Genomic DNA, 21,238 nt, shown 5'->3' with positions numbered 1-21,238 from the left:
AGCCCTCAGGGGCGCTGTTCGGCGACGGAGTTGTCGCTGGGTAGCTGTTTGCCGCGGCCTTGCTCCTGACGCCACTGCAGGGCGATCAGGATCAGCGTTGGTACCCCGAGCAAGGCGGTGATCAGGAAGAAGTCGTGGTAACCGAATTTTTCCACCATGACGCCTGAATAGCCGCCGATCAGGCGCGGCAGCAGCAGCATGATCGAGCTCAGCAACGCATATTGGGTGGCCGAGAACTTCAGGTTGGTCAGGCTCGACAGGTAGGCGACGAAGGCCGATGTGGCCAAACCTGAACTGAAGTTATCCAAGGAAATGGTCACCACCAGCATCTGCAGGTTCGGGCCCATGTCGGCGAGCATCAAGAACAGGATGTTGGTCGCGGCCGAAGCCACGCCGCCGATGAACAGAATCGGCAGGATACCGAAGCGCACAATCAACAAACCGCCCATGCCGGCACCGACCAGGGTCATGATCAGGCCGAAGATCTTGCTGACACTGGCGATCTGGTCTTTGGTGAAGCCCTGGTCGATGTAGAACACGTTGGCCATCACGCCCATCACCGTATCGGACATCCGGTAGGTGGCGATCAGCCCGAGCAGCAACAGCGCTTGCCAGCGGTAGCGCAGGATGAAGTCGTTGACTGGCGTCAGGACTGGCGCCAGGCCGCGACGGCCCATGGCCGACAGGCACAGCGCGGTCAGTGTGATGTAGAGGATTGCGCGCAGGAAGGCACGGTCTTCAAGCAGCAGGTCGAGCAGGCTCACGCCATCGAACAGCACGCTGGAAAAATCGGTGTTGTACAACTGAGTGAAGGTCGCCGGTACCGAAACCAGCAGGACGATCAGGACGAACACCGATACCAGTTGATGGACCAGGCCATAGCGCGCCGCTGACAGCTGAGTGCGCAGCGGTACGGGGGGCTCGCGCATCAGCAGGGTAGTGATTACCGCTGGCAGCATCAGTACGCCGAACAGTACGTAGGTACCGGTCCAGGCACTGTGCAGGTAGCTGAACCCGGTGGAGCCGAAGCCTTCGGCAAAGAACAGGGCTCCGGCGGTGGCCAGCAGCGCGGCGACCCGGTAGCCGGCCATGTAGCTGGCGGCGAGGGCGGCCTGGCGCTGATCGTCGGCGATTTCCAGGCGGTAGGCGTCGACAGCGATGTCCTGAGTGGCCGAGGCAAAGGCGACCAACACCGCCAGGGCAATCAGCCAGGACAGATGCTTTTGCGGATCACAAAAGCCCATGCCCACCAGGCCGATCACCACCAGCACCTGTGACAGCACCAGCCAGGAGCGCCGACGACCGAGTTTGCCAAGCAGCGGCAAGCGCCATTGGTCGAGCAGTGGCGACCACACCCATTTAAAGGCATAGGCCAGGCCGATCAGACTGGCATAACCAATGGTCTCGCGGGCCACCCCGGCCTCGCGCAGCCATACCGACAGGGTCGAAAACACCAACATGTAGGGCAAGCCGGCGGCAAAGCCGAGCAGCAACAGCACCAAGGTAGACGGGCTGGCATAGGCAGCGAGCGCAGCGCGCCAGGTTTTACGGGGCATGGGCCAACATCTGCCTCAAGTTTACGAAAACAAAGCGCGCACTCTAACCGCTGTGCTCCATCGGGCGCCAGCCATGGCGTAACATATCCACACGATTATTGTGCAGAGTGACGCCTTCTGCTCGCAGCCGGGCGCGCTGCTCGTCGCCTGAAGGTGTGCCCAGCGCCAGGCTCAACCGACCACCGGCAGCCAGTACCCGGTGCCAGGGCAACTGCGTGTCCGCTGGCAATTGACTGAGAGTACGCCCGACCCAGCGCGCTGCGCGGCCTAAACCGGCCAATTCGGCCAGTTGGCCATAGCTGACCACTTTGCCCGCGGGCACTTGCCCTAGCACCACATAGAGCGCCATTCGTCGGCCCTCGGCATTTTCGCTCGGATCACCCGGTGTCGGTTTCATCGCGGCCTCGCAGGGGCTGCTAGCGAATCAAGGGCATTCGTCGGGGAAACAGGAATTGAACTCAATGGCATGAGGTGGGTCAGTCCTTGCTCTACGGGCGGGTATCTGGATAATGCCCGACTTTTTCGCAAATCAGAGTCCGTAACTGCTTATGTTTTCTAGAGTCTTGTTCAGTCTTGCGATCATTGCCGCTAGCTCTGCGGCTGTTGCCGATACCGTGTGGATGAAGAACGGTGACCGGCTCAGCGGCAAGATCACCGTGTTCGATGGCGGCAAACTGCTGATCAAGACCGAGTACGGTGGTTCCATCGCCCTGGATTGGAAGCAGGTCAAGACCCTGGAAAGCGACCAGGAGCTACTGGTCAAGCAAGACGCCTATACCGGCGAGAAAGCCAAATCGCTACACGCAGCCGATGACGGCAAGGTGACCCTGGCCAACGGCGAGACGCCCAAGACCGTCGAGCTGGCCAGTATCCAGCAGATCATGAAGCCACAGCCAGTGGTCGAGGATCTGGTGGTCAAGGGTAACGTTGACCTGGCCATGGACTACCAGCGCGCCGAATCTGACAGCGACGACTATGACCTCGATTTCAAGACCTCCGCCCGCCATGGTCGCTGGCGTCATCAGGCTACAGGCGAATACAACCGCGAGAGCAAAGACGACGAGACCACCACCAATAACTGGAGCGCCGAGTACGCGCTTGACCGCTTTCTGACCGAGAAGTGGTTCTGGCAAGGGCGCCTTGAGTACAAACGTGACCATATCGAAGAACTGGCCCGTCAGCGCACCGTGGGTACCGGTCCGGGTTACCAGTTCTGGGATGACGAGCTGGGCGCGTTCTCCCTGGGTTCGCTGGTTAACCGTACCGACTATGAATATGCCGATGGCGGCAAGGACAACTTCTATTCCCTGGCAATGAAGTGGGACTACAACCGCTACTTGATCGGCAAACGGGTCGAGTTCTTCACCAATGGCGAAGTCGGCAAGCCTCTGGATGGCGTGGCCAACTATGCGCTGGATGCCGAAGTCGGCCTGCGCTACAAGGTCACCGAGTGGGCTTCGCTCAACCTCAAGGCGGAGAAGGACGTCATCGACGGCACCCGCGACAGCGACCTGGACAAGACCCGTTACACCGCAGGCTTTGGTGTGACCTGGTAAGTCTGCTGGCAACCACCGACGATAATGATTATTTTGACGGTTAATTTCCTGACCGGGCCTGGCGTCCGGTCAACCTTCAGAATGATGTCGAGTCAGGAGTCGCACCGTGAGCGCAAAAGTCGCACAACAGGCCCGGGAGCTGCTGCTCAAGGAATACCGTGGCGTCCTGTCGACGCATTCCAAGTCGATGCCGGGGTTTCCCTTCGGTTCCGTGGTGCCGTATTGCCTTGATGCCGATGGCAATCCACTGATCCTGATCAGCCGCATCGCCCAGCACACTCATAACCTGCAAAAAGATCCCAAGTGCTCGATGCTGGTGGGCGAGCGTGATGCTGAAGATGTGCAGGCGGTTGGTCGCCTGACCGTCCTGGCCAACGCGCAAAAGCTCGACGAACCTGCGGCAGTCGAAGCTGCTGCCGAGCGCTACTACCGCTATTTCCCTGATTCGAGCAACTACCACAACGCCCACGATTTCGACTTCTGGGTGCTCAAGCCGGTACGTCACCGCTACATTGGCGGCTTTGGCGCGATCCACTGGATCGATCACCTGAGCTTGGCCAATCCGTTCGCCGGCAAGGCCGAGCTGAGCATGATCGAACACATGAACAGCGACCACGCCAATGCCATCGCCCATTATGTCCAACTCAGTGGCCTGCCACAGGGCACGGCCGCGCAGATGGTCGGCATCGACAGCGAAGGCATGCACCTGCGTATTGGTCAGGGCCTGCATTGGCTGCCGTTCGCGGTGCCCTGCAATACGCCGATACAAGTGCGCGAAGCCCTGGTTTTTCTGGCCCGCGCCGATCAATGGCCAGCGCGTGAGCGGGTCCAGGGTTGAAATAGCGATTGAGCGCAACCATTAAAGGTGTATTGCAAGGACTTCTTGCGCAGAGGAACCATTGATGCGTGCTTTTCTATTGCTGTTTCTGATTTTTCCGGTGCTGGAGCTGTATGTATTTTTCAAGGTCAGCACTGCGATCGGCTTCTTTGCGGCGTTGCTGCTGATCATTGCTGGCTCCGCTCTGGGTGTGCTGGTGGTGCGGGTGGCCGGCCTGGCCACCGCTCTGCGTGCCCGCGAGAGCATGCAGCGCGGCGAACTGCCAGCAGAAGACATGTTCCAGGGCCTGATGCTGGCCCTTGGCGGCGGCCTGTTGCTGTTGCCAGGCTTTATCAGCGACGTGATCGGCCTGGTCCTCCTGCTGCCGTTCAGTCGTCGCCTGATCGGGCGCAAGATGCGTGCGCGCGCCGAAGCCCAGGCCATGCGCCAGCGTGCCTTTGGTGATGATCCGTTCATGACGCGTCCCGGCAGCCCGAATGGCCAGCCACGCCGGCCGAACGTGATCGAAGGTGAGTATGAGCACCGCGATCCTCGTGAGCCACGTAACCTGCGCGATCCTCGCGATCTGTGATCTGTCAGCAATTGTCCGAACGGCCCCAGCAGGGGCCGTTCTGCTTTAAAGGATCAATCGCTAAAAATTTTCATGTGCAAGCCTTGTAATTGATCTTGGCGACCTCATGTAGGGGTTACCGCAAGGTTTCCAGGGGCTTGCCCTGGACATTACATGCGTGGTTCGCGGTGCGAGCCATGAGCGGCTACGCCGCAAGCATCAACCCGCCGGTGTCGACACCGGCCGATGAAAACCACAATTAGGAGAGATCGACAATGAAGCTTCGTCCTCTGCATGACCGCGTCGTTATCCGTCGCAGCGAAGAAGAATCGAAAACCGCTGGCGGTATCGTTCTGCCAGGTTCGGCCGCTGAAAAACCTAACCGTGGCGAAATCGTCGCTGTAGGTACCGGTCGCATCCTGGACAACGGTGAAGTGCGTGCGCTGGCCGTGAAAGTGGGTGACAAGGTGGTTTTCGGCCCTTACTCGGGCAGCAACACTGTGAAAGTTGACGGCGAAGACCTGCTGGTAATGGCTGAGAACGAGATTCTCGCTGTTATCGAAGGCTGATCCCGCTGGTTTCCCGTTACTCCAAAGTATTCAAGGATTAAACGATCATGGCTGCTAAAGACGTAAAATTCGGCGACTCCGCCCGTAAAAAAATGCTCGTTGGTGTCAACGTTCTGGCTGACGCAGTAAAAGCTACCCTGGGCCCGAAAGGCCGTAACGTTGTTCTGGCCAAGAGCTTCGGCGCTCCGACCATCACCAAAGACGGTGTGTCGGTTGCCAAAGAAATCGAACTCAAAGACGCCTTCGAAAACATGGGCGCCCAGCTGCTCAAAGACGTTGCCTCCAAGGCCAACGACGAAGCGGGTGACGGCACCACCACTGCAACCGTTCTGGCTCAAGCCATCGTCAGCGAAGGCCTGAAAGCCGTTGCTGCCGGCATGAACCCGATGGATCTGAAGCGTGGTATCGACAAGGCCACCATCGCCATCGTCAAAGAGCTGAAGTCCCTGTCCAAGCCATGCGCCGACTCCAAGGCCATCGCTCAGGTAGGTACCATCTCTGCCAACTCCGACAACTCCATCGGTGACATCATTGCCGAAGCCATGGAAAAAGTCGGTAAAGAAGGCGTGATCACCGTTGAAGAAGGCTCGGGCCTGGAAAACGAACTGTCGGTCGTTGAAGGCATGCAGTTCGATCGCGGCTACCTGTCTCCTTACTTCGTCAACAAGCCAGACACCATGGTTGCCGAGCTCGAAGGCCCTCTGCTGTTGCTGGTTGACAAGAAGATCTCCAACATCCGTGAACTGCTGCCAGTTCTGGAAGCCGTTGCCAAGGCTGGCCGTCCGCTGCTGATCGTCGCTGAAGACGTTGAAGGCGAAGCGCTGGCGACCCTGGTGGTCAACAACATGCGCGGCATCGTCAAGGTTGCTGCGGTCAAGGCCCCAGGCTTTGGCGACCGTCGCAAGGCCATGCTGCAGGACATCGCTGTCCTGACCGGCGGTACCGTGATCTCCGAAGAAATCGGCTTGAGCCTGGAGTCCGCAACCCTGGAGCACCTGGGTAACGCCAAGCGCGTCACCCTGTCCAAAGAAAACACCACCATCATCGATGGTGCTGGTCAGGAAGCGGACATCGAAGCACGCGTCAAGCAGATCCGTGCCCAGATCGAAGAGACCTCTTCGGACTACGACCGTGAAAAACTGCAAGAGCGTCTGGCCAAGCTGGCTGGTGGTGTTGCCGTGATCAAGGTCGGTGCTGGCACCGAAGTTGAAATGAAAGAGAAGAAAGCCCGCGTTGAAGACGCCCTGCACGCTACCCGTGCAGCCGTTGAAGAAGGCGTGGTGCCTGGCGGTGGTGTTGCCCTGGTGCGCTCGCTGCAGGCTATCTCCGAGCTCAAAGGCGACAACGAAGACCAGAACGTTGGTATCCAGCTGCTGCGTCGCGCTGTTGAAGCGCCGCTGCGTCAGATCGTTGCCAACGCTGGCGACGAGCCAAGCGTAGTGGTCGATAAAGTCAAGCAAGGTACCGGTAACTTCGGTTACAACGCTGCTACCGGCGTGTACGGCGACATGATCGAAATGGGTATCCTCGATCCAGCCAAGGTCACCCGTTCGGCACTGCAAGCTGCTGCTTCGATCGGTGGTCTGATGATCACTACCGAAGCCATGGTTGCTGATGCACCTGTTGAAGCTTCTGCTGGCGGCGGTATGCCAGACATGGGCGGCATGGGTGGTATGGGCGGCATGGGCGGCATGATGTAAGCCAGCCTTACCCGCTTGAGAAAAAGCCCCGCTTAGTGCGGGGCTTTTTTTTGGTTATGGGATAGTTGAGGGGATACGCTTGATACCGGTCTCTTGGGTAGTCGCTATAACCTGTGTGTGAAGGCACAGTGAAAAAAACGTTAGTCTGCAATAAAGTCGCGCCGACCTAGCCGAGCGAGAGCGATGGCCGTAAGCTGCGCCTGCCAAGCAGGCAAACGCCCTGGACGGGAGAACCCCATGCGAATTCTATTGGTTGAAGACAACCGCGATATCCTTGCCAATCTGGCCGACTACCTGGGCCTCAAAGGCTATACGGTCGATTGCGCCCAGGATGGTCTGTCCGGCCTGCACCTGGCAGCCACAGAGCACTATGACTTGATCGTGCTCGACATCATGTTGCCGGGGATTGACGGCTATACCCTGTGCAAGCGCCTGCGTGAAGACGCCCGGCGTGATACGCCGGTGATCATGCTCACCGCGCGCGATCAGCTCGACGACCGCCTGCAAGGTTTCCGCTCGGGCGCTGATGACTACTTGCTCAAGCCCTTCGCCCTGTCAGAGCTGGCTGCGCGCATCGAAGCCGTTCTGCGCCGGGCTCAAGGCGGCGGGCGGCGTACCTTACAGGTCAGTGACCTGTGCTATGACCTCGACACCCTTGAAGTGACCCGCGAGGGCAAGTTGCTCAAACTCAATCCGGTGGGCTTGAAGTTGCTGGCCGTGCTGATGCAGAAGAGCCCGCATGTATTGCGTCGCGAGGTGCTGGAAGAAGCGCTCTGGGGCGATGACTGCCCGGACAGTGACAGCCTGCGCAGTCATGTCCACCAATTGCGTCAGGTAATCGACAAACCCTTCGAGAAACCATTGCTGCATACCGTGCATGGCGTCGGCTATCGCCTGGCCGAGGGCCGTGATGGAGTTTAAGCAGAGCCTCGCCCAACGCATCATCATCGCGTTTGCGCTGATGAGCGCATTGGTCGCCGGCGCGTTCGCCTTCGGCATTGTCGCGACTGTTCACCTGGTTGAAGAGCGCTTGATCTCGGCGGTCCTTGGCGGCGATCTGCAGCGCCTACTGCGCATGGACAGCGTCAGTGACTGGAGTCACCGGCCACGCCCCGACCAGTTGTTCTACTACAGCGGCGGGCGCGACGATTTCGAATTGCCCAATGACTTGCGTCACCTGAGCCCAGGCTTTCATGAAGTGTTTCGCGAGCAATTGTCTTATCACGCCATGGTCGAAGTGGTGGATGGGCGGCGTTACGTGTTGCTTCAGGACCAGAGCGATTTCGAAGAGCGCGAGCGTGTGCTGTTTGCGGTCGTGGTGGTAGGTTTTGTGCTCAGTCTGGCCTTGGCGGTGTTTCTTGGCTGGGTGTTGGCCCGTCGGGTGATGGCGCCGGTGATCCGCCTGGCACGCCAGGTTCGCCATCGCGACCAGCTGTTGGGTCTGGCACCGCCGCTGGCGCCGGATTACGCGGCGGATGAAGTCGGACAACTGGCAGTAGCCTTCGATGACACTCTCGGACGCCTGCGTGATGCTTTGACCCGCGAACGTCTGTTCACCAGTGATGTCAGCCATGAGCTGCGCACACCGTTGATGGTCCTGGCCAGCTCGTGTGAGCTGCTGCTGGTCAACCCTAACATTGATACGCGTGCACGTTCCCAAGTTGAGCGCATCGCCCGCGCCACTGAAGAGATGCAGGAACTGGTGAAAACCTTCCTGATGCTCGCCAGGGCCCAACGTGATGAAGGTGCGGTGGCTTCGCAGGCCAGCCTCAAGGAGGTGGCGGACGACCTGATCGGCGTCTGGCGCGATACCATCGAACAAAAAGGCCTGACCCTGCTGTATGACGCCAAGGCAGGCTTGCCGACGCTGTACAACGCTACCTTTCTGCAGGCGGTGATGGGTAACCTGCTGCGCAATGCTGCGCACTACACCGACGATGGTTTTATCCGCCTGATCCTGGAACCTACGGGGTTCTTGGTCGAGGACAGTGGTGTGGGGATTCCCGAAGAGCAGCGTGAGGCCATGTTTCGCCCGTTCGTCCGTGGTGATGAGCGGCGTGGCGAAGGGCTTGGTCTGGGCCTGTCGCTGGTGCAGCGGATTTGTGATGACCAGAACTGGACGGTTAGCCTGAGCGCGATGGAACCTCATGGCTGCCGCTTTCACGTGGACCTGAGTCGGGGACCCGAGCGCCCGCTTGAAGGGTAATGATGAAATATTCTGTAACTTTTATTTGTTCAACTCACGAATTTTTCACGCGTGCATAACCTGACGCCTACGCTTATCTACTTAAGGTGGGGGAATTAGAGTCAGGAGATGCACCATGCGTAGCCCCATCAAACTCGAGTTTTCCGAAAAGTACGACCAGCAACATGCTCAGGAATACTTTCTCAAGCATCAGGACGGCCTGGCTCGGCGCCTGTCGCATACACGTGACGAACAGATGGCCCGTCGCGCGCTGGCACTGGCTGGCGAACCCGGTCTGGTCCTCGACCTACCGTGTGGCGCCGGTCGCTTCTGGCCGATGCTGGCAGAAAAGCCCAACCGCGTGATCATCGGTGCCGATAACTCCGAAGCGATGCTGGAAACTGCTAGCAAGTCGCAGCCAGCACATATCGTCGAGCGGGTACGGACTTTGCAAACCTCAGCATTTGCGATCGATCTGCCAGACAACGCAGTCGACAGCATTTTCTGTATGCGGCTGATGCACCATATTGGTGACGCCGCTCACCGCAAAACAATTCTCTCAGAATTTCAACGTGTTACCCGTGACAGCGTGATTTTGTCGCTATGGGTCGATGGCAATTTCAAAGCCTGGCGCCGCCAGAAACTGGAAAAGCGCCGTTACGCCGAGACTGGCAAACCCAGCTATCAGAATCGTTTCGTGTTACCGGTTGCCACAGTTGAGCAAGAGTTTCAGGACGCCGGTTTCCGCATTCAGGAACGATTGGACTTTTTACCGTTCTATGCCATGTGGCGAGTATACGTATTACGCAAGGGGTAATAGGCATGGCGGTAGAGCGTTCAGCAGCGGCAGCAGGCCAGTTTGACCATTTCTGGCAGCAACAGGGCGAGTGGGTGGAAGAACCCAACCAGCGTCGGGGTGGTGAAAGTGGTGTGCAACGGCTGAACGATGAAAACGGCCAGATGCTCTATGCCAAACGTCAGATCGGCCATATCTACCGCAGCTTGATGCATCCGTTTGGTCGCCCGACGGTTTTACGTGAATACGATGCCATAAGCAGCTTCGAGCAACTGGGTGTGCGGGTGCCGCATATTGTTTATTGCGGGGTTGAGCGTGACGCTGACCATCAGTGGCGCGCCTTGCTGGTCAGCAAGGCTCTGGACGGCTTTGAAGATTGCGACAGCTGGTACGCCTCAGGGGCCCGCGAACGTTACAGCGAGGCCTTGCATGAGCGTATGCTCCAGGACCTGGCGCAAAACCTTGCGCGTATGCACCGTGGTCATTGGCAGCACGGCTGCCTGTACGGCAAGCATGTATTTATCAAAGTCATCGGCGAAGGCGCAGAGGCTCGCGCCGAAGTGGCATTGCTGGATCTGGAAAAATGTCGGCGGCGTATCAGTTGCCAGCGCGCTGCAGCCAATGACTTAAAGCAACTGCGCCGCCATTCGTCATTCAATGACGCAGAATGGCGAAAGCTGCTCTATTTTTATCAGAGAGCGTTTGGCAGCGCTGTCAAAGGTTTAGAGTGATGAAACTAGAATTAGCTCGAGGTTTGTTTCTCTTACTGGCTTTGGCTGTCGCTACGGCGGCGGCAGCAGCCTGGGAGGAGCCACGTCCGCAAGTGGTCAGCAAGATCGACTTGGCGAGCCAATGCCCGCTACCACGGGTAATGAAAAGTGAGGTCAGCGCTCAGCCTGATCCAGACCTGTTGTTGTTTCTGTTTGGCATGAGTCAGAGCCTGCGCTCGCCAGCCTGAGCGTCAGGGGTATCAAACAGGCCTCGTCAGTGACGAGGCCTTTTGCTGTTCAGGCGGTTTGCGTCTGTGTCTGTGCCACGTCCGCGCGGGCCAGCAGGGTATAGACGCAGGGCAGGACGAACAGGGTGAATAGAGTGCCTACCGACATGCCGGTGGCAATCACTGTTCCGATGTCAAAGCGGCTCACTGCGCCTGCGCCGCCGGCCAGAATCAGCGGCAGCATGCCAAAGACCATGGCTGCGGTGGTCATCAGTACCGGACGCAAGCGGATCGCTGCGGCTTCTTCCACCGCCTCACGGGCGCTCAAGCCTTTCTGCACGCGCAACTGGTTGGCGAATTCAACCACCAGGATGCCGTGCTTGCTGATCAGGCCGATCAGCGTTACCAGGCCGACCTGGGTATAGATGTTCATGCTGGAGATCCCGAGAAACAACGGGATCAGTGCCCCGCAAATCGACAGCGGGACGGTGACCAGAATCACCAGCGGGTCGCGGAAACTTTCGAATTGCGCCGCCAGTACCAGAAAGATAATCGCCAGCGCCAGACCGAAGGTTACCCACAACGCACTGCCTTCCTGAACGAATTGTCGCGCCGCCCCGGCATAGTCGAAGGCATATCCCTCAGGTGCTTCCTCGCTGGCAATGTTGCGCACTGTCTCCAGGGCCTCGCCCATACTGACCGTGGGGAAGCCCTGGAAGATCACCGAGTTCAATTGCTGGAACTGGTTGAGCTGGCGTGGTCGCGCGCGATCGCTAAGGCTGATCAGCGTCGACAGCGGTAGCATCTGTCCTTGCTGGTTCTTGACGTAGTAGTTGCTCAACCAGTCGGGGTTGTCCCGGTACGGTCGTTCAACCTGGGCGATTACTTTGTAGCTGCGACCATCAATGGTGAAGCGGTTGATCTCTGCTTCACCCAGCAGCGTCGCCAGGGTGCCGCCCAGGGCATCCATCGATACGCCCATCTGGGCGGCCTTGGCTCGATCGATGTCGACCACCACTTCGGGTTTATCAAAAGCCAGGTCAATATCGAGGAAGGCGAACTTGCCTGAGTCCAGCGCGCGTTGCTTGACCCGGTCGGCCACCTCCAGCAATGACTCGTAGTCGTTGGCAGTGTTGATCACGAACTGGAACGGCAGACCTTCACCGGTGCCAGGCAACGAGGGCAGGTTGAAGCCGAAAATCTGCAGGCCGGCGATACCCTCAAGCTTGCTTTGCACCAGTGGCAGCAGTTCCATCTGGGTGCGCTCGCGCTCGTTCCATGGCTTGAGCAAAAAGCCCCCGACACCTGACTGCACACCGTTGAAACCGTTGATCTGGAATGAGGAATAGTATTCGGGGAACGTTTTGAAGATGGACATGAACTCGTCGGTGTAGGCGCTCAGGTAATCAAGGTTGGTCGGCTGCGGCGCGGTAGCCATCATGAAGATGATCCCCTGGTCTTCATCCGGGGCCAGTTCGTTCTTGGTGAACATCAGAAAGATCGGGATCAGGCACAGGACAATCACCGCGAACACCAAAACTACCGGGCGGGTATTGAGGGTAGCGTGCAAAAGTTTCTGGTAGCGCACCTTGAGTGCCTCGAAGGCCCGATCCAGGCGGTGCGCGAGGCCACTGGGGTTTTCCTCGTGGCGCAATAGCAGGGCGCACATCATCGGTGACAGGGTCAGGGCGACCACCCCGGAAATGACCACCGCGCCGGCCAGGGTCAGCGCAAACTCTTTGAATAAAGCCCCGGTCAGGCCTTCAAGAAAGCCGATAGGGGCATACACCGCTGCCAGGGTGATGGTCATCGACACCACCGGCATGGCGATCTCCCTGGCGCCTTCAAGGGCGGCTTCAAAGGGCGTCTTGCCTTCTTCGATGTGGCGATGGATGTTCTCCACCACGACGATGGCATCGTCCACCACCAAACCAATGGCCAGCACCATTGCCAGCAAGGTCAACAGGTTCAGCGAGTAACCCATCAGTTGCATGAAGAACAGCACGCCGATCATCGAAAGCGGAATGGTGATCACCGGGATCAGCACCGAACGCAACGCGCCAAGGAACAGGAACACCACGACGATGACAATCAGTACCGCTTCGACCAGGGTTTTGACCACTTCGTCGATAGACGCCTGGATGAACAAGGTGGCGTCGTAGGCAATGGACGCCTTGAGGTTGCTCGGCAACTGGCTTTCCAGCTCGGGCATCAGTTTGCGCACCTCCTTGATCACCTCCAGCGGGTTGGCGGCGGGGGTGGCCTTGATGCCGATATAGACCGACGGGATACCAGCAAAGGAGCTCACCGTGTCGTAGTTTTCCGCGCCCATCTCAACCCGCGCCACATCACCGAGCAACACCCGGCTGTCGCCGCTGGTCTTGAGCGGGATATTGGCAAACGCCTCCGCGGTTTTCAGCTCGGTGGCGGCGTTGATGCTGGTGACGATGTACTCGCCTTTGACCTCGCCGGCCGCTGATAGGAAATTGTAGCGACGCACCGCATCGGTCACTTCGTTGGCGCTCAGGCCGTAGCCAGCGAGCTTCACCGGGTCGATCCAAAGGCGCATGGCAAATAGCTGGTTGCCGAGGATTTCCGCTTCGGCCATGCCGGGCAAGGTGGCGAGCTTTGGCTGGATCACCCGCGACAAGTAGTCAGTGATCTGCGGATTACTCAACTCACTGCTGTAGAAACTGATGTACATCAGTGCCGAGGCGTCGGCGGCTTCCTTGCTCAACACCGGGTCTTCGGCGTCCTGGGGCAGCTTGTTCTTGACCTCGTTGGCTTTGGCCAGCAGTTCGGTGAACAGCCGGTCACTGTCGGCGCCGATACGCGCATAGATGGAAATCACCGAAAAATTCTGCCGGCTCACCGACGTCATGTAGTCGATGCCTTCGGCGCTGGCCAGGCTTTGCTGCAGGGGCTGGGTGATGTAGCCCTGGATAGTTTCGGCGTTGGCCCCGGGGTAAGCGGTGGTGACTGTGATCAGGGCGTTTTCCATCTGCGGGTACTGACGAATTGGCAGCTTGCTCCAGGCCTGAAAGCCGAGCAGCACGATCAACAGACTGACCACGCTGGCCAGTACCGGACGGCGGATGAACGGATCGGTAAAAGCCATGACGAATGCCTCGATCAGTTAGCGCGCGACTGGTGGTTGGGCGACTCTTTCAGGGTTTTGTCGGGGCTGATGGTGATCGTCGCACCTTGGGTCAGCTTCAATTGGCCGGCGGTGACCACCTGCTCGCCGGCTTCGAGCCCCTTGCTGATGACGACCAGGCCATCGCGACGCTCGCCGGTTTCGACGAAGCGGCGTTCGGCAATCAGCTCTGCCTGGCCCTCGGCGTTTTTCTGTGGCTGGCCGTCGTCGTTCTTTTTTGCTACCGCCACGTACACCGAGTTGCCGTACAGGGTGTAGGTCACGGCGCTCTCTGGCACCACCACCTGCGGCTGTGGGTCGGGCAGCAGCACTTGCAGGCTGCTGAACATACCGGGCAACAGCTTGCCCTCAGGGTTGGCCAGGGTGGCTCGTACCTGGATGTTGCGCGTGCTGTCTTCGACTTTGGGGTTGATCGCGCTGATGCTGCCGGGAAAGGTCTGCTGCGGATAGGCAGCGACACTGACCAGCACCTGTTGGCCGAGGCTTAGCTTGGGGATTGCTTGTTCAGCGATGTAGAAGTCGACGTAGAGGCTGCTCAGGTCTTGCAAGGTGGCGATTACCGTACCACTGGCCAGGTAGTCGCCGACATCCACCTGGCGAATGCCGATGGTGCCGCTGAACGGCGCACTGATGCTTTTTTTCGCCAGCGAGGCTTTGAGCTGATCGACCACCGCCTTACTGCGTTTGTACTGGGCATTGAGGCGGTCGTATTCGCCGCGGGAGATCGCTTGGCTGCCAACCAGTTGGCTACCGCGATTGAAATCCACCTGGGCCAAGCCAAGGTCAGCCTGAGCCGTGCCGAGCAGGGCGGTTTCGACATCGCTGTCGAGTTGCAGTAAAGGTTGGCCTTTGAGGACTTTCTGCCCGGACTCGAACTGCACGGCCTTGACCGTGCCGGCGACTTCCAGGCTCAGGTCGACCCCTTGCAGGGCGGTGAGGCTGCCGACCGCTGGCAGGCGGCTTTGCCATGCGCGCTTGCTCGACTCGGCTGCAGCCACACTAATTGGTGGCTTGGGAGCCGAGAACGTCTGGATCTGCTGATAAATGGAGAACGCCTTGTAGCCCCCCAGAATCAGCACAAGCAACAGCACAACACCCAACATGATGAGCATGCGGCGGCGCAGCATAGTCCAGTTCCTTGGAGACGATTTATTGTTCGTTTGGCACGACTGCGGGCGATCCTGCCCACGTGCGCTGTAGCCGAATATTACTCGTTTGACCGGGGACGGGAAGCGATGTTCCTGGGTTATTTTCGCGATTGCGCCTCGTGAAGCTCCTTATTTTCAGGCCAGGTGCAGATGGTTATCCCAGAGTCCAGAAGGCAGCTGCATAGGCTGACCGATCAGTTCAGCCTTGCGGCAATCGTAGAGTCGGCAACGGCCCTGGCCTGAGGTAACGACAAAGCCATCAGCCACCGCCCCGACACCGGCGCAGTCGGGCATCGGCGCATCCAGACGCACTTGCGCGGAATCCAGGTCCCAGATGAACAAACGATTGGCCCGCGGCGCCGTAAGGGCGACCAGGCGCAATTCGCTGTGAATGGCGACACTGGCGGTGTAGTTGGCCATCGCCTGCAACTGCTGCTCGGGCACCGGGAAGGCCTGGAAGGCTTGCCCTGGACGTTTGATCGCCAGCAATTCAGCGGTTTCGTCGCCCGCCCCCATGAACTGCTGACCGGCGACAATGGTGCCGTCGCTGGCGATCGCCAGGTGGCGCACGCTGTTCATCTGTTGCGGTAGCTGTTCTTTACTCAGCAGCGTGCCATCGCGCTGCATCAGCACCAGGCTCGGCTGCATGGCGTCGAGGTTCATTTCCACTCGGCTTTCAGCCTCGGTGCGAATGCCACCGTTGGCTACCACCAGGGTTTCACCGTCGGGCATCCACGACACTTGATGCGGGCCAATACCGTGGGTGGAAATTTCACCGCTGTGGCTCAGCCGCTCACCCTCGAAGTGGTAGATACCGAGTACACCACGACCGGGGTCGGTGGTGTCGTTCTCGGTGGCATACAGCCATTCACCGCTCTTGTGGATCACCGCATGCCCATAGAAGTGCCGGTTCGGTTGCGAAGTGATGGTCTGCAACAGACGACCATCACGCAGATCGATCAGGTAGCTCTCGGTGCCTGGACGGCGGGCCACGAACAGGGCGATTGGCTGTTCGGGATGATTGATGATGTCATGACAGCGCTGGGCTACTTCGGTGGCAAATACCTGGCTGCCGTCCAAGCGGTAACCGACGGCATAGTGCTTGCCATCACCGTCGTCACGCGCTGAAAGCAGCAGCGGGCCGCTGCTCTTGCCGCGAAACAGGGTCCAGCCGCCGAGGGTCAGGGCGCTGAGCAGAACACTACCGAGTTTGAGAGCCTGGCGTCGCAACATGATCAGTCACCGTCGTTGGCATTGAAGCCCAGCTGAATGCCCAGCGCCTTGGCCAGCTCGCCTTCGTGCAGGCGGTGGACGACGTTGAGGCTGTCGTAGATGGCATTGAGTTGCTGGCGGCCAGCTTCGTCGTCAAGCAGTTCGCCCAATGGCTTCTGATTGGCACTCAGCAGTTTCAGCGCGGTGGCATAGGCTGCGTCAATCTTGTCAGCCAGGGCTTTCTGATCCTTGCCCAACAGACCGCGCAGGCCCTGATTATCAACACCTACCCAAACGGTTTGGGCGGCAGTCAGACTCGCTTCCAGGCTTTTGAGCGAGGAATGGCTACGCCAGGCTTCGGCCTGCAGCGGTTGGGCGATACCCTTGCTCTGGCGGCCCATCGGTGCGCCGAGCTTTTTCTTCAGGGTATCCAGGGCAGTGACCTGGGCCCGGAGCAGATCAGCGATAGCCTCGTGGGAGTCGGCATAGCGCTGATTGGGGAACTTGGTCATCTGCGCCAGCATGCCGTCGGTATTGTTCCAGCCTTTGAGGATCTCCTCAGCCAAGGCCTTCTGGTGTTCGCCGATGGCGACCAGCAGCGGACAATAACGGGCTTTCTGTTCGGCATTGGCAGCATCTGGTTTGCTGTCGAAAAGAATGTATTCGTAGGCCGACAGGCCACGTACTACGACGCTGGATTTGCCCAAGGTCGCCGCGTCGATTGGCTTGTCGCCGTTGACCAGTTGCTCAACTTGACGGCCGACCAGGTTTTTCTTGTCAGGCCAGAACTGTACCTGCCAGGCACGATTACCCTCGGCCAGCGGGCCGATCAGCAGCGGCTGCAGTTCCGCCCAGGCTTTTTGCGCATGGAGAAAGTCGGCACGGGCAGTGGCCAGGTCCGCCTTGCCTTCGCAGAACGCCAGGGCACTGACGGCCAACTGGCGGTCGGCTTCGACCCAGCGGCTGTAGGTCGGCAGGATCACCTGCTTGGCGATAGCCGCAGAGGTTACCGCTTGCGGGTCCTGCGGCGAGCAGGCGCCGAGGGCAAGGGCGGCGAGGCTGGTGAACAACAATTTCGGACGGAACATGCCCGGCTCCTTTGTCTTAAAGTGAATTCAGGAACGCCAGCAACGCAGTGCGTTGCTCGGCATTGAAGGTCAAGACGTGCTGCTTGGCCGCTTCGGCTTCGCCACCGTGCCAGAGCACGGCTTCGAGCAGGTCGCGGGCGCGGCCATCGTGTAGAAACTGGGTGTGACCACTGACGGTCTGAGTCAGGCCGATGCCCCAGAGGGGCGGCGTGCGCCAATCCTGGCCACTGGCGTTAAATTCTGTGCGGTTGTCGGCCAGGCCTGGGCCCATGTCGTGCAACAGCAGGTCACTGTAGGGGCGGATGATCTGGTTGGCCAGCTCCGGCTCGGCGGCATCGGCCGCGGTGGTGAAGCTTGGCGTGTGGCAGCTTTGGCAGCCGGCCTGATGAAACAGGTTCTTGCCGGCCAGTACCTGAGGCGAGTCGACGTCCTGGCGAATCGGCACGGCCAGATTGCGGGTGTAGAACAGCACCAGACGCAGGATATTGTCGCTGACCTCCTGCTCGCCATTGGCACCGTTGCCATTGGCCGCCTTCAGGCAGTCGGTTTGTGCCGTGGTGCAGTCATCCATCGGTCGCAGGCTGGTGGTTAAACCCATGTCGCCGGAAAACGCATGTACGTTTTGCTGGTTGAGGCTCGGTTGGCCGGCCTTCCAGCCGAAACGTCCGATGACTGTCTTGCCTTGGGCATCATCCCAGACAAGATTGGTGCGGCCGCGAATCCCGTCACCATTGCGGTCCTCGGCATCGGCATTGGCCAGAATCGCGGACTCAGGGATGGCTTCAAGCAGGCCCAGGCCAATCATTGGGGGGGCAATCCGGGCCGAGAAGCGGGTGTCGGCATGCATCGGGCCATAGCCCAGCTGGGAGATGTGCAGGGTCGGCTGGCGCAGCTCGACCTGGGTACCGTCCTTGAATCTCACCGGTACGGAGGTGTAGTCGACCCGCACCTTGCCTTCAGGGGCTACACCGGGCACCGCCATATCCTGCAGTTGGCCGCCATAAACCGGTTCGGGAACGATACCCAGTTGCTCAATGACCTTGGCGTAATGGGGCTGATCAGGGATCGATAGGCGTACCAACATCGATACCGCATTGCTGGCGCTAGGGCCGGGCGGATGACCGCGACCATCCTTGATGTGGCAGTTTTGGCAGGCGTTGGTATTGAACAGCGGACCCAGGCCATCACGGGCGGTGGTCGTCGCTGGTGCGATCACCCACGGGTTGCGAAAGAAACTGTTACCGACGCTGAAATCCAGGCGTCGGCTCGGTGCAAGGTTGGCCGAAGGCATTGAGTAGGCATTCTGGTCACGTTTGCTCACCGTCGTTTTGCCACCGCCCAGGGCTTCGCCAGGTTCAGCCTGGGTGAAACGCGGGGCGTCGTCACAGGCGACCAGAATAGCGGCCAGAAGCAAAGGGCTGAAACGGAGCAGCAAGGAAAGCATCAAAGATCCTGAGCTTGAGCAAAAAACCGGCGTGCAAGCTTAGCAGGCTCAGGATCCTGGAATAAGAGGGATTAGCGTTTGCTTGATGAAATCGTCGTGAATTCGATGTCGGTATCAGACGATAGATACCTCGAAATTTCGATTGACCAGGTTGATGATCAGGTTTTTGTTGCCGCCACCACGGTTGGCGCCGGGGAGTTCCTGGGTTGCACCCTCGTAGTCCATACTCGGGGCGACGATGTATTTGACGGCGTTCTCGTGGGGTGGCTGCCAGTAGTCCTGGAAGATCCAAATGGTGGTTTCCGAGCGCGGCCCGAGTATCAGCCTTAGCGCTTTGTGGTTCTCTTCGCTTCTTCCGATCCAGGGAATGGCCATTGAGCCGTTCCAGGCACTTTGAGCGCCAATGGCGAACATGTAGCTGGAATTTTCGCCATTGATCAGCGTCAGGGTATAGGGGGTGTTGTTGGCGATGGATTTTATGTAAGTAACACTGGCCATGATGTTCTTCCTTGAGTGTTTGCTCAGAAGTGGGTTTGCGGTCTGGGGATAGGGGCGGGCGTGCTGACGTAGACGTAAGCGGCCAGCAGCGAGATTTCGCTGAACGGAGGTTCCAGCTCCGACGGATGGAAACGCCCAAGCAGGTGGACCCCAAACTCCTGTGCCACCGCTTCAAACGTCCGGCGATCGAAGTCGTTGGGGTCGTAGAGATAGATCGTGCCGGGCAGCGCCAGCACTCGGCACATCTCTCTGGCCGTGCCGGGAGTAATCGGTGCCCCCATCAAGGTGACATGGGCAACAGACCTGTCATCCACGGGGAATAGCGGATTTTCATATTCGGTAACGGAAAGTAGGTGGGGAATTACCTGGCCCGTTTGCGGCCCGTTGGAAATCCGCTGGCCGACTTTATTGATGTTGTAGGTGTCGATGAAGCCGGTGATGACCGGTGGGCGTGTCGAATGATCGACAATTCGGCCTTCACCCCATACATCCAGTATCTGGTGCATTGATCCTCCTGCCTGTGCCTGGAATAGCACCGGAGGATGGGTGACCTTCGATGGCGAGGGCAGCTGGCAGATTTTCCCAGTCCAGAAAGCAAAACGCCCGGTACCAAGACCGGGCGTTCTATCACTCAGGACAGTTGATCAGAATTCGTGATCGGCAGTGTCCGGATTGAGGTTGGCGATGCCCAGTTTGCCAGCAGCCTGCTCGATGGCACCGGTCTGCTTGACCAGCGAGGCGATGGCGTCACGCACGATCTGGTTGCCGGCGGTGTTGTCGGCAGCGATCAGTTGATCGTAGTGCTCACCCTTGTTGGCGTGGTCGACGATGACCTGGATCTTCGCTTCGGTGGCTTCAAGGTCAGCCTTGAGGGTGGCATCAGTGGCCGGATCGATCTTGGCCACCAGCGACGACAGGCTTGGGCCGGTCAGCTTGGTGCCGTCTGGGCGGGTGTACTCACCCAGGTAGACGTTGCGGATACCTTTGGCGTCGTAGAAGTGCGAGTAGTGGGTGTTGTCGCTGAAGCAATCGTGCTCGTCTTCAGGGGAGTTGGCTTCCAGGGACACCTTCATGCGCTCGCCCGCCAATTCGCCCAGCGACAGGCTGCCCATGCCGAACAGCATCTTGCGCAGGCCGTCGGTCACAGGCTCTGCTTCCAGGGTGGCGCGGTAGTTGGTGGCGACGTTAGGCGCCCAGTTACCGACCATCTCTTCCAGGTCTTTGACCAGCAGTTGGGTCACGGCCTTGAGGTAGGTACGACGACGCTCGTTGTGGCCGCCAGTAGCGCCTTTGCCCTCCAGGTAATCGGAGGCCGGGCGGGCGCCAGCACCTGGGCCGGTGCCGTTGAGGTCCTGGCCCCAGAGCAGGAATTCGATGGCGTGGTAGCCGGTGGCAACGTTAGCTTCGGAACCGCCCAGCTCGTTCAGGCTGGCGAGTTTTTCCGGGGTGATCTCTTTGACATCAACTTTGTCTTCGCCGACCTGAATTTCGGTGTTGGCGATGATATTGGCCGATGCGCCAGGGTTGCCCAATGCGTGCTCATAGCTTGCATCGACGTAGTCGATCAGGCCTTCGTCAAGTGGCCAGGCATTCACTTGGCCTTCCCAATCGTCAACGATGGTGTTGCCGAAGCGGAACACTTCGCTCTGCAGGTAAGGCACACGTGAGGCGACCCAGGCAGCCTTGGCGGCTTTGAGGGTTTCATCGTTAGGCTTGGCAAGGAACGCGTCGATCGCGGTTTGCAGGGTCTTGGCGGTGCTCAGCGAGTCGCTGTAGACGGCGTGAACCATGTCGGCATAGTGCTTGACCACGGCCTTGGCGGCGGCCTCGTCGACGGCGCCAGCTGCAGCCGGTGCTGTTGCGCTGGCGGCTGGGGCCTGGGCTTGCGGGGCGGCCGCCTTGTCCTTGTCGTCACCGCAACCGGCGAGAGAGATGGCAATGGCCAACAGACTGGCGGTGGCCAGAGGCATACGAATCATGGCGAATTCCTGCGTCGAGAGGTTG

General features: G+C 59.2%; 20 protein-coding genes. 10 read left to right on the top strand and 10 right to left on the bottom strand.

What is annotated here, in order from left to right:
- Positions 1-5: 5 nt before the first annotated feature.
- Together ACQRAX_RS12510 and ACQRAX_RS12505 are read right to left on the bottom strand one after the other, a co-directional pair.
- Positions 6-1,556, bottom strand: a complete 1,551-nt coding sequence (locus ACQRAX_RS12510; RefSeq protein WP_412039784.1) for an AmpG family muropeptide MFS transporter — start codon at positions 1,554-1,556, stop codon at positions 6-8.
- 43 nt (positions 1,557-1,599) lie between these two features.
- Entirely contained in the window at positions 1,600-1,953 is a 354-nt protein-coding gene (locus ACQRAX_RS12505; RefSeq protein ID WP_412039783.1) for an MGMT family protein, read from the bottom strand.
- Between the two features lie 151 nt (positions 1,954-2,104).
- Between ACQRAX_RS12505 and ACQRAX_RS12500 the strand changes: the two genes are divergently transcribed.
- The 10 genes from ACQRAX_RS12500 (at position 2,105) to ACQRAX_RS12455 (ending at position 10,708) form a co-directional block, all read left to right on the top strand.
- A complete protein-coding gene (locus ACQRAX_RS12500; protein WP_412039782.1) occupies positions 2,105-3,112 on the top strand; it encodes a DUF481 domain-containing protein in 1,008 nt (335 codons plus the stop codon).
- A gap of 106 nt (positions 3,113-3,218) precedes the next feature.
- Positions 3,219-3,950, top strand: coding sequence for a HugZ family protein (locus tag ACQRAX_RS12495; RefSeq protein ID WP_412039781.1), 732 nt, complete (start codon positions 3,219-3,221; stop codon positions 3,948-3,950).
- Positions 3,951-4,014: 64 nt separating this feature from the next.
- A complete protein-coding gene (locus tag ACQRAX_RS12490; protein WP_412039780.1) occupies positions 4,015-4,521 on the top strand; it encodes an FxsA family protein in 507 nt (168 codons plus the stop codon).
- A gap of 254 nt (positions 4,522-4,775) precedes the next feature.
- Entirely contained in the window at positions 4,776-5,069 is a 294-nt protein-coding gene (locus tag ACQRAX_RS12485) for a co-chaperone GroES (protein WP_009050540.1), read from the top strand.
- A 47-nt stretch (positions 5,070-5,116) separates the two neighbouring features.
- Positions 5,117-6,769: a chaperonin GroEL gene (gene groL / locus ACQRAX_RS12480; RefSeq protein ID WP_412039779.1), complete on the top strand. Its 1,653-nt coding sequence runs from the start codon at positions 5,117-5,119 to the stop codon at positions 6,767-6,769.
- A 237-nt stretch (positions 6,770-7,006) separates the two neighbouring features.
- A complete protein-coding gene (gene colR / locus ACQRAX_RS12475; protein ID WP_107026664.1) occupies positions 7,007-7,690 on the top strand; it encodes a two-component system response regulator ColR in 684 nt (227 codons plus the stop codon).
- Complete coding sequence (locus tag ACQRAX_RS12470; RefSeq protein WP_412039778.1) at positions 7,680-8,975, top strand: sensor histidine kinase; 1,296 nt, start codon at positions 7,680-7,682, stop codon at positions 8,973-8,975. Before colR ends, ACQRAX_RS12470 begins: the two co-directional genes overlap by 11 nt.
- 115 nt (positions 8,976-9,090) lie before the next feature.
- Complete coding sequence (locus ACQRAX_RS12465; RefSeq protein ID WP_412039777.1) at positions 9,091-9,771, top strand: class I SAM-dependent methyltransferase; 681 nt, start codon at positions 9,091-9,093, stop codon at positions 9,769-9,771.
- Positions 9,772-9,776: 5 nt separating this feature from the next.
- A complete protein-coding gene (locus ACQRAX_RS12460) occupies positions 9,777-10,481 on the top strand; it encodes a lipopolysaccharide kinase InaA family protein (protein WP_412039776.1) in 705 nt (234 codons plus the stop codon).
- Positions 10,481-10,708 carry a hypothetical protein gene (locus ACQRAX_RS12455; protein ID WP_412039775.1) on the top strand — a complete coding sequence of 76 codons (228 nt, stop codon included), beginning with the start codon at positions 10,481-10,483 and terminating at the stop codon, positions 10,706-10,708. Before ACQRAX_RS12460 ends, ACQRAX_RS12455 begins: the two co-directional genes overlap by 1 nt.
- Positions 10,709-10,757: 49 nt before the next feature.
- On the opposite strand, the gene ACQRAX_RS12450 is transcribed toward ACQRAX_RS12455, so the two are convergent.
- From ACQRAX_RS12450 to ACQRAX_RS12415, 8 genes are all read right to left on the bottom strand, one after another.
- A complete protein-coding gene (locus ACQRAX_RS12450; RefSeq protein WP_412039774.1) occupies positions 10,758-13,805 on the bottom strand; it encodes a multidrug efflux RND transporter permease subunit in 3,048 nt (1,015 codons plus the stop codon).
- A 14-nt stretch (positions 13,806-13,819) separates the two neighbouring features.
- Entirely contained in the window at positions 13,820-14,971 is a 1,152-nt protein-coding gene (locus ACQRAX_RS12445; protein ID WP_412039773.1) for an efflux RND transporter periplasmic adaptor subunit, read from the bottom strand.
- A gap of 156 nt (positions 14,972-15,127) precedes the next feature.
- A complete protein-coding gene (locus ACQRAX_RS12440) occupies positions 15,128-16,225 on the bottom strand; it encodes a DUF1513 domain-containing protein (RefSeq protein WP_412039772.1) in 1,098 nt (365 codons plus the stop codon).
- Positions 16,226-16,227: 2 nt separating this feature from the next.
- Complete coding sequence (locus tag ACQRAX_RS12435; protein WP_412039771.1) at positions 16,228-17,292, bottom strand: imelysin family protein; 1,065 nt, start codon at positions 17,290-17,292, stop codon at positions 16,228-16,230.
- A 16-nt stretch (positions 17,293-17,308) separates the two neighbouring features.
- Entirely contained in the window at positions 17,309-18,736 is a 1,428-nt protein-coding gene (locus ACQRAX_RS12430; protein WP_412039770.1) for a di-heme oxidoredictase family protein, read from the bottom strand.
- A 114-nt stretch (positions 18,737-18,850) separates the two neighbouring features.
- Entirely contained in the window at positions 18,851-19,234 is a 384-nt protein-coding gene (locus ACQRAX_RS12425; protein ID WP_412039769.1) for a hypothetical protein, read from the bottom strand.
- A 23-nt stretch (positions 19,235-19,257) separates the two neighbouring features.
- Positions 19,258-19,740 (bottom strand): hypothetical protein, encoded by a 483-nt coding sequence (locus ACQRAX_RS12420; protein ID WP_412039768.1) that lies wholly within the window; start codon positions 19,738-19,740, stop codon positions 19,258-19,260.
- 138 nt (positions 19,741-19,878) lie between these two features.
- The gene (locus ACQRAX_RS12415; RefSeq protein ID WP_412039767.1) at positions 19,879-21,213 is read right to left on the bottom strand and encodes an imelysin family protein; all 1,335 of its coding nucleotides are present in this window, start codon (positions 21,211-21,213) and stop codon (positions 19,879-19,881) included.
- Between the last annotated feature and the right edge of the window lie 25 nt (positions 21,214-21,238).

It is taken from the genome of Pseudomonas sp. UM16, assembly GCF_050312595.1.
Taxonomy (GTDB): Bacteria; Pseudomonadota; Gammaproteobacteria; order Pseudomonadales; family Pseudomonadaceae; genus Aquipseudomonas.
The sequence above is the reverse complement of the archived record's forward strand: the minus strand, read 5'-3'. Positions and strand labels throughout refer to the sequence as shown.

Coding starts and splice junctions, on each gene's coding strand:
- ACQRAX_RS12510 (WP_412039784.1), bottom strand. CDS start 1,556: ATGCCCCGTAAAACCTGGCGCGCTGCGCTCGCTGCCTATGCCAGCCCG.
- ACQRAX_RS12505 (WP_412039783.1), bottom strand. CDS start 1,953: ATGAAACCGACACCGGGTGATCCGAGCGAAAATGCCGAGGGCCGACGA.
- ACQRAX_RS12500 (WP_412039782.1), top strand. CDS start 2,105: ATGTTTTCTAGAGTCTTGTTCAGTCTTGCGATCATTGCCGCTAGCTCT.
- ACQRAX_RS12490 (WP_412039780.1), top strand. CDS start 4,015: ATGCGTGCTTTTCTATTGCTGTTTCTGATTTTTCCGGTGCTGGAGCTG.
- ACQRAX_RS12485 (WP_009050540.1), top strand. CDS start 4,776: ATGAAGCTTCGTCCTCTGCATGACCGCGTCGTTATCCGTCGCAGCGAA.
- groL (WP_412039779.1), top strand. CDS start 5,117: ATGGCTGCTAAAGACGTAAAATTCGGCGACTCCGCCCGTAAAAAAATG.
- colR (WP_107026664.1), top strand. CDS start 7,007: ATGCGAATTCTATTGGTTGAAGACAACCGCGATATCCTTGCCAATCTG.
- ACQRAX_RS12470 (WP_412039778.1), top strand. CDS start 7,680: ATGGAGTTTAAGCAGAGCCTCGCCCAACGCATCATCATCGCGTTTGCG.
- ACQRAX_RS12465 (WP_412039777.1), top strand. CDS start 9,091: ATGCGTAGCCCCATCAAACTCGAGTTTTCCGAAAAGTACGACCAGCAA.
- ACQRAX_RS12460 (WP_412039776.1), top strand. CDS start 9,777: ATGGCGGTAGAGCGTTCAGCAGCGGCAGCAGGCCAGTTTGACCATTTC.
- ACQRAX_RS12455 (WP_412039775.1), top strand. CDS start 10,481: ATGAAACTAGAATTAGCTCGAGGTTTGTTTCTCTTACTGGCTTTGGCT.
- ACQRAX_RS12450 (WP_412039774.1), bottom strand. CDS start 13,805: ATGGCTTTTACCGATCCGTTCATCCGCCGTCCGGTACTGGCCAGCGTG.
- ACQRAX_RS12445 (WP_412039773.1), bottom strand. CDS start 14,971: ATGCTGCGCCGCCGCATGCTCATCATGTTGGGTGTTGTGCTGTTGCTT.
- ACQRAX_RS12440 (WP_412039772.1), bottom strand. CDS start 16,225: ATGTTGCGACGCCAGGCTCTCAAACTCGGTAGTGTTCTGCTCAGCGCC.
- ACQRAX_RS12435 (WP_412039771.1), bottom strand. CDS start 17,292: ATGTTCCGTCCGAAATTGTTGTTCACCAGCCTCGCCGCCCTTGCCCTC.
- ACQRAX_RS12430 (WP_412039770.1), bottom strand. CDS start 18,736: ATGCTTTCCTTGCTGCTCCGTTTCAGCCCTTTGCTTCTGGCCGCTATT.
- ACQRAX_RS12425 (WP_412039769.1), bottom strand. CDS start 19,234: ATGGCCAGTGTTACTTACATAAAATCCATCGCCAACAACACCCCCTAT.
- ACQRAX_RS12420 (WP_412039768.1), bottom strand. CDS start 19,740: ATGCACCAGATACTGGATGTATGGGGTGAAGGCCGAATTGTCGATCAT.
- ACQRAX_RS12415 (WP_412039767.1), bottom strand. CDS start 21,213: ATGATTCGTATGCCTCTGGCCACCGCCAGTCTGTTGGCCATTGCCATC.